Source organism: Micromonospora sp. NPDC049580 (assembly GCF_040675595.1).
Lineage (GTDB): Bacteria > Actinomycetota > Actinomycetes > Mycobacteriales > Micromonosporaceae > Micromonospora.
The window spans coordinates 1-7,021 of the sequence record NZ_JBFAPG010000335.1 but is presented as its reverse complement, the minus strand read 5'-3'; the positions used below and the strand labels follow the sequence as shown (position 1 = coordinate 7,021).

Below are 7,021 nucleotides of genomic sequence, written 5' to 3'. Positions count from 1 at the left end.
GATCGGTCCGCCCTGGTTCGTCGACAGCCGAGGGGTGACCGTCGGTGAGCGGCTTCACACGGGGCGTTCGTATTGGCGTGGACGTCGGTCAGGTGCGCGTCGGGGTGTCCCGCTCGGATCCGGACGGGGTGCTGGCCACGCCGCTGGTCACCCTCGCCCGCGATCTCACCGCCGCGCCGGACGCGGTGCCGAGCGACCTTGCCCAGCTCGCGGCCCTGGTGGCCGAACATCAAGCGGTCGAGGTTGTCGTCGGCCTTCCGGTCAACCTGGCCGGCAAACACGGTCCCGCGGCGGTCGGAGTGAAGGCGTACGCTGACCGATTGGTCGATGTGATAGCGCCCGTACCGGTAACGCTTACCGACGAGAGGATGTCGACCGTGGTCGCTTCTCGTAGGCTTGCCGAACGTGGCGTCCGAGGTAAACGTCAACGTGCGGTTGTCGACCAGGCGGCCGCGGTGGAGATCCTGCAGAGCTGGCTGGACGCGCAGCGGAGGCGGACGTAATGATCGACGATCTGGATCTTGGGTTTGACGAGCCGGAGCGGGGTGAGAAGGGCCGGCACCGGCGCAGCTTCCGTAAGCGCAAGGGCGGTTCTGGTGGTGGCCGGGGCAAGACCTTCCTGGCGCTGCTGATGGCCCTGCTCCTGTTGGGCGGCATCGGTGGCGGCGCGTTCTACGGGTTCGACCGGATCCAGAACTACTTCGTCACCCCCGACTACGACGGTGCCGGGTCCGGTGAGATCACCGTCGAGATCAAGAACGGCGCGTTGCTGGCCGACATGGCCGACGCCCTGGTCGCGGCGGACGTGGTGAAGAGCCAGAAGGCGTTCATCGAGGCCGCCGAGGCCAACTCGCGCAGCAAGAACATCCAGCCGGGCACGTACAAGCTGCGCAAGCAGATGAGCGGCGCGAGTGCCGTGACGGCCATGCTCGACCTGAAGAACAAGATCGTCAACGGGCTGACCATCCCCGAGGGCCGCACCAGCAAGAACATCTACAAGCTGCTCTCCGACAAGACCAAGATTCCGGTCAAGGAGTTCGAGGCCGCCGCGAAGGACCCGGAGGCGCTCGGCGTCCCGGACTGGTGGTTCAAGCGCGACGACGGCAAGAAGGTCGTCAAGTCCATCGAGGGCTTCCTCTATCCGGACACGTACGAGATCCCGCCCAAGGCCACGGCCGAGAGCATCCTCAAGCTGATGGTGGACAACTTCCTCTCCGTGACCGGCGAGATGAAGTTCGCCGACCGGGTGCAGAAGGAGCGGGGTGGCGTCAGCCCGTACGAGGCGTTGATCGTGGCGTCGCTGGCCCAGGCCGAGGCCGGCAACAAGGACGACCTGGGCAAGGTCGCGCGGGTGGCCTACAACCGGGTGTACGGCGAGTTCGACTGCAACTGCCTGGAGATGGACGTCACGGTCAACTACTGGTTGGAGTTGACCGGTAAGCCGACCAAGACATCGGCCGAAATGAATCAGTCGGAGCTGCTCGACACCACGAGCCCGTACAGCCGCAAGCTGAGGGGCCTGATTCCGACTCCCATCAACAACCCCGGTAAACCGGCGCTGGAGGGTGCGATGGACCCGCCGGTGGGCAAGTGGCTCTACTTCGTGGCGATCGACAAGCAGGGGCATTCCGCTTTCGCCGAGACGTACGAGGAGCAGAAGCGTAACGAGGCCAAGGCCAAGGAGGCTGGGGTGATCTGATGCCGCCCGTTCCCATCTCGGGTTCACCGTCACGCCGCGCTGGCGGGGCAGCGTACTTCTCCTCTGCCTCTTAAACTGCCGCTGTCCGTATCGACAGTCTTGAGAACGGGGGGAATGGTTGTGACCACGAAGAGATGGACGGCGCGAGCTGGAGCGGTCGCCTCGACGGCTATGGTGCTGCTTGCCTTCGCGGCAGTGCCGGCACAGGCCGCTGAGGTCACCAGGAGCACCACCGGTGCCGCAGGTCGGGCCGTCTACATCAAGAATGGTGACTGGGACCTCTACGCCCGGGACCCGCTGACCGATGGGCACTGCGCCCGTTGGCAGGAGCGCGCCCCGGGTAGCAGCTCGTGGTCGTGGAAGGGCAACTCGATCTGCACCTCGTCGGAAGGTTGGGCGGCCTTCGCGCGGTCGGGCTACTCCTACCGGATCTGCCGCACCGGTATCGGCAACTGCTCGTCGGTGGCTACGCTCCCCTGACCAGGTGAGAAACCGGCCGAAGCCGGTTGACGGGTAGCGGTCCGGCCGGTGGCTCAGATAACGGCGGACACGCTACCGGCAGCCGTCCCGCGCCGCCCGCAACAGTGCGAAGGCTCCCTTTCCAATGGTGACCGATAATGTGTCGGCTTGGAAAGGGAGCCTTCACGCTGGCCCTGATGAGAGACGATTTACGTCATTGTCAGTGGCTGGTGCCGGTCCATGAGCCGGTGCGCGGGTTCAGGAACGTCCACACCCCGTTGCTGTTCTGCTTGCGCAGCGCGAACGTGCGGTTGTAGCCGTAGTAGAAGTACCCGGTCTGGGTGCTCGTGTCGTAGCCGGTGTTGCGGTTGACCGCGCCGTACGCCTTGCCCCAGGTCTGCGGCCCGACCGACCCGTCGATGCCGATGTTCATCACGTCCTGCCAGGTCCTGGTCTTGGCGGCGGTGTTGGAGCCGTACTCGCCGTCGATGAAGCTGGTGCCGACGGTGCCGCTGAGGTCGTCGGCCCAGATGATGGCCTGCCAGAGGCGCACGATGTTGCCGGCGCGCACGCACGAGCTGGACGCGCACAGCTCGTGGTTGTCCGACCAGCTGCCCGCCGCGCTGTCCGCACGCGCGGGTGCGGCGGCCATCAACGACAGGCTGAAGGCCGCGGCAATCGCGATGAGGACGCGCAGAATCCGTTTGTTCATGGTTCCCCCCCTGTTTCCGATCGATCGTCCTGCGCCGAATGCTTTCACCGACGTCGATGGAACGTCAAGCGAACACCGTGGGCGCGGTCGGCGACGGGTGGTGCGGTGGTCGGTGCGGTGGGTAGGGTCGAGGCGACGTGTACGGGGGGCGGACATGACGCGGACCGTGGTGGCCCGTCGGGCCGCGGTGCTGGGCAAACCCATCGCGCACTCCCTGTCGCCGGTGATCCACACCGCCGGCTACGCCGCCGCCGGGCTGGCCGGGTGGTCGTACACCCGGGTCGAGTGCGCGGCCGCGGAGCTGCCGGCCCTGGTCGCCGGCCTGGGCCCCGAGTGGGCCGGGCTGTCGGTGACCATGCCGGGCAAGGAGGCGGCGCTCGCCGTGGCCGACGCCGCGTCGCCGGTCGCCGTCGCGGTCGGCGCGGCCAACACGTTGGTACGCCGTCCGGACGGCTCCTGGTACGCGGACAACACCGACGTCGGCGGCATGGTCGATGTGCTCACCGGGGCCGGGGTGGCGCCCGGCGCCACTCTGACCGTCCTCGGCGCGGGGGGAACGGCCCGCGCCGCGCTCGCCGCCGCCGCACGGCTGGCGTGCTCCTCGGTGACTGTGGTGGCCCGCCGGGTCGAGGCGGTCGACGAGCTGCGCCCGGTGGCCGACGCCCTCGACGTGGCGCTGGCGGGTGGTGCCTGGGCCGACGCGCCCCGGCACCTCGCCGCCGCCGACGTGGTCGTCTCCACCGTCCCGAAGGGGGTCGCCGACCCGCTCGCCGGCGTGGTGACGTGGCGGTCGGACGGGGTCTACTTCGACGCGCTGTACGACCCGTGGCCGACGCCGCTGGCGGCGTCCGCCCGCGCGGCCGGTCTGCGGGTGGTGTCCGGACTGGACCTGCTGCTGGCGCAGGCGGTGGGCCAGTTCGAGCAGTTCACCGGCGTTGCCGCGCCGGTCGAGGCGATGCGGGAGGCGCTGATGGCGGCCCGTCGGGGCGCCTTCCTTAGCTGACGGTTAAGACGCGCTTACGGGAAACTGTCCTGCCCACGACATGCCCTGGTCGTCGATACGCTGCTCACGGTTACCGCAGCAGACACAGGGAGTTCTCCTTGACCAGGCATGGACTGCACCGCATCACCCGGCTCCGCAACGGTCCCCGGCGCAAGGCGATCGCCATCGGCGTGGTCGGCGGTGCGGTGGTGGCCGGCATCGTGGCGACCATGATGCCGCTGCTGGCCAGCGACGACCTGTCGATCCGCGCGGTGGCGGACACCACCGCGACGATGGTGACGCAGGACGGCGACAACGCCACCAAGACGACCCTGGCGACCTGCCCGGCGCGCTGCGACGGCAACCCGCGCGGTGGCCGCGAGGCGGTTGTCGAGTTCGCCGTGACCACCGTGCCGGCCGCCGCGGTCAACGTCCGGGCGACCCTGCGCATGCACGCCTGGCAGCAGTTCGCCGCCACGGTGACCGCGCACGCCTCGTCGTTGAGCGCCCGCGAGACGCGCCCGGCCCCGGCGACGGCGAGCCCCGCGCTGGACACCGTCGCCGGCGTGGCCAAGGGCGTCAACGAGTGGGACGTCTCCAAGCTGGTCACCGGCAACGGCACCTGGACGGTGTCGCTCGCCCAGACCGGTCTGGAGACCCGCGTCTACTGGGCGTCGGTCGAGAACCGCAACCCGGAGCTGCGACCCAGCCTGGTGATCAGCTACGACCTCGGCAGCGGGCCGACGTCGGCGCCGACCACCCGACCGGCGCCGCCGCCCTCGCCGACGGTCGCGCCGACGACCGCCGCGCCCCGGCCCACGCCGACGGTCGCGCCGACTCGTACGCCGACCCCGACCCAGAGCCCCACCCTCCCGTCCGGCAAGTGCGGCCAGGTGTCCGACACGCTCGTGCCGTCCTGCGGCGCCTGGTGGGGGATGTACTCACCGGCCAACGCGGGCAGCGGCTGGGACCACGGCAAGGCGATCACCGACGTCGAGGCGCAGGTCGGGCGCAAGTTCGACATCGTGCACCGCTACCACGACTTCTCCAACGCCGGCAGCAACGGCGCCTTCCCCGACGCGTACGAGACCCAGCAGATGCGCGAGGGGCGGCTGATGTTCTTCGCCTGGGAGTCCCGCGACTTCTCCGCCGGCACGACGTTGAAGTGGTCCGAGATCTACAGTGGCCGGCAGGACGCCACCATCGACGCGGTCGCCGGTCGCATCCGCGACGCCAAGGTGCCGGTGTTCCTGGGCTTCGACCACGAGCCGGAGGACGAGCCGGGCAAGGGCAGCGACGCCGACTTCGTCCGGGCCTGGAAGTACGTGTACGAGCGGTTCGCCAAGGCGGGCGCGGACAACGCCGTCTGGGTCTGGACGATGATGGGCTGGTCCGGGCACTACTCCAGGTACGCCGGCCTCTACCCCGGCGACCGGTACGTCGACTGGGTGGCCTACGACCCGTACAACTTCCACGTCTGCAATGGCAGCACCGTGTGGAAGAGCCCGAGCACCACAGTGGACGGCTTCTACCGCTGGCTCGACGAGAACGGCATCGGGGCCGGCAAGCCGCGGATGCTCGCCGAGTTCGGCACGAACTTCGACGCCAAGGACCCGGGGGCCAAGCAGCGCTGGTTCCAGGAGTTCCCGGCGGCCCTGAAGGCCCACCCGAAGATCAAGGCTGCCATCTACTTCAACTCGCCGGGCATGACCAGCCGCACGGCGACCTGTGACATGACGATGAACCACGATGCCTCCGCGGTGGCCGGCTTCACCCAGGCCGGCAAGGACGCGTACCTGCGCCAGCCCACCGGAGGTAGCCGCTGACGAGATGACGACACCGTGACGACGCACGCCGTTCATCGAGGGTCAGCCAACTGATCCTCCGGCGTTCTGTCGGCTAGCAGATTCAGGCACCGCCCAATCGGCGGATGCGCCTACCAGGCTGGGCGAGGCACGCTACCTCGGGTTCTCATCCATCTTGGAGGCGCAGCGTGCCCAAACTCTCGCACTTGTGGCGTTTGTCAGTACGACGTCGTACTCGGGCGGGGGTGGTCGCTCTGGCGGTCGTCGCCGCGGTGCTCAGCGTGCCCTCGGTGTCCTCGGCGGCGGTGGTGCCGGTCCCCGGGACCGCGACCCTGGTGTCCGCGAATCCCAGCGACACGACCCCGCACGCCCGCGACGGCGAGACCCGCGCCTTCGCGCAGGTCGGCAACACCGTCTTCGTCGGCGGCAGCTTCACCCAGCTGCGACAGACCGCCAGCTCCGCGTGGATCACGCAGCGCTACCTCTTCGCGTACGACCGGACCACCGGCACCATGTCCACGGGCTTCCTGCCGGTGCTCGACGGCGCGGTCAACACGTTGCTCGCCGGCCCCGGCGGGACGCTGATCGTCGGCGGCGCCTTCAAGAACGTCAACGGTGTCTCCCGCAAGAACCTGGTCGCGCTGAACCCCGCGACCGGCGCGATCATCGACAGCTGGGTCGGGCGCTCCGACGGTGGCACCGTCCGCGACCTGGTCCTGTCGGGCAACTCGCTCTACGTGGCCGGCGCGTTCAACTGGCTCAACGGCACCGCGCACGCCGGTCTCGGCCGGCTCAACGCGACGACCGGCGCGATCGACCCGACGTTCGCCGTCGACGCCACCGTCGGGCGGCACGGCACCACGTCGTACGTGTGGACGATCGACGTCACGCCGGACGGCGGCACCCTGGTGCTGGGCGGCAACTTCACGCTCGTCAACGACCTGCCGCGTAACCAGATCGCGCTTGTCGACCTCACCGGCACCCCGACGGTGCTGGACTGGAGCACCGAGAAGTACGTGCCGCCGTGCGCGGCCCCGACGACGTTCGTGCACTACGTGCAGGACGTGCGGTTCGGCGAGGACGGCAGCTGGTTCGTGGTCGGCTCCAACGGCGGCGGCGGTTGGCCGACCGCCTACTGCGACGCCCTGGTCCGTTTCGAGACCCCCGCCCGGGGCGCCGGCCAGCTCGCCACCTGGGTCGACTTCACCGGCAACGACACCATCACCTCGGTCGAGGTGGCCGACAACGTCATCTACCTCGGCGGGCACTTCCGGTGGCTGAACAACCCGAACGCCAACGACGCCGCCGGCAACGGCGCGATCGACCGGCTCGGCATCGGCGCGGTCACCCCGGCCACCGAGATC

General features: G+C 69.2%; 6 protein-coding genes and 1 pseudogene. 6 read left to right on the top strand and 1 reads right to left on the bottom strand.

All coding sequences use genetic code 11. The annotated features are described in order from the left end of the window. The first annotated feature begins 44 nt into the window (after positions 1-44). The 3 genes from ruvX (at position 45) to AB0J68_RS23110 (ending at position 2,179) form a co-directional block, all read left to right on the top strand. Complete coding sequence (gene ruvX, locus AB0J68_RS23120; protein WP_354862946.1) at positions 45-503, top strand: Holliday junction resolvase RuvX; 459 nt, start codon at positions 45-47, stop codon at positions 501-503. Further along, a complete protein-coding gene (gene mltG, locus AB0J68_RS23115) occupies positions 503-1,699 on the top strand; it encodes an endolytic transglycosylase MltG (protein WP_363940445.1) in 1,197 nt (398 codons plus the stop codon). The genes ruvX and mltG overlap by 1 nt, the downstream gene beginning before the upstream one ends. A 171-nt stretch (positions 1,700-1,870) precedes the next feature. Then, positions 1,871-2,179: a hypothetical protein gene (locus AB0J68_RS23110; RefSeq protein WP_354862949.1), complete on the top strand. Its 309-nt coding sequence runs from the start codon at positions 1,871-1,873 to the stop codon at positions 2,177-2,179. A 199-nt stretch (positions 2,180-2,378) separates the two neighbouring features. Here the strand turns inward: AB0J68_RS23110 and AB0J68_RS23105 are convergent, their stop codons facing one another. After that, positions 2,379-2,870: a peptidoglycan-binding domain-containing protein gene (locus tag AB0J68_RS23105; RefSeq protein WP_354862950.1), complete on the bottom strand. Its 492-nt coding sequence runs from the start codon at positions 2,868-2,870 to the stop codon at positions 2,379-2,381. 154 nt (positions 2,871-3,024) lie between these two features. On the opposite strand from AB0J68_RS23105, the gene AB0J68_RS23100 reads away from it, so the two are divergent. The 3 genes and pseudogenes from AB0J68_RS23100 to AB0J68_RS23090 all read left to right on the top strand — a co-directional run. Then, positions 3,025-3,873 (top strand): shikimate dehydrogenase, encoded by an 849-nt coding sequence (locus AB0J68_RS23100; protein ID WP_355067080.1) that lies wholly within the window; start codon positions 3,025-3,027, stop codon positions 3,871-3,873. Between the two features lie 98 nt (positions 3,874-3,971). Continuing rightward, entirely contained in the window at positions 3,972-5,678 is a 1,707-nt protein-coding gene (locus tag AB0J68_RS23095) for a glycosyl hydrolase (RefSeq protein WP_354862964.1), read from the top strand. 224 nt (positions 5,679-5,902) lie between these two features. After that, a pseudogene (locus AB0J68_RS23090) lies at positions 5,903-7,021 on the top strand (hypothetical protein); the annotation flags it as partial.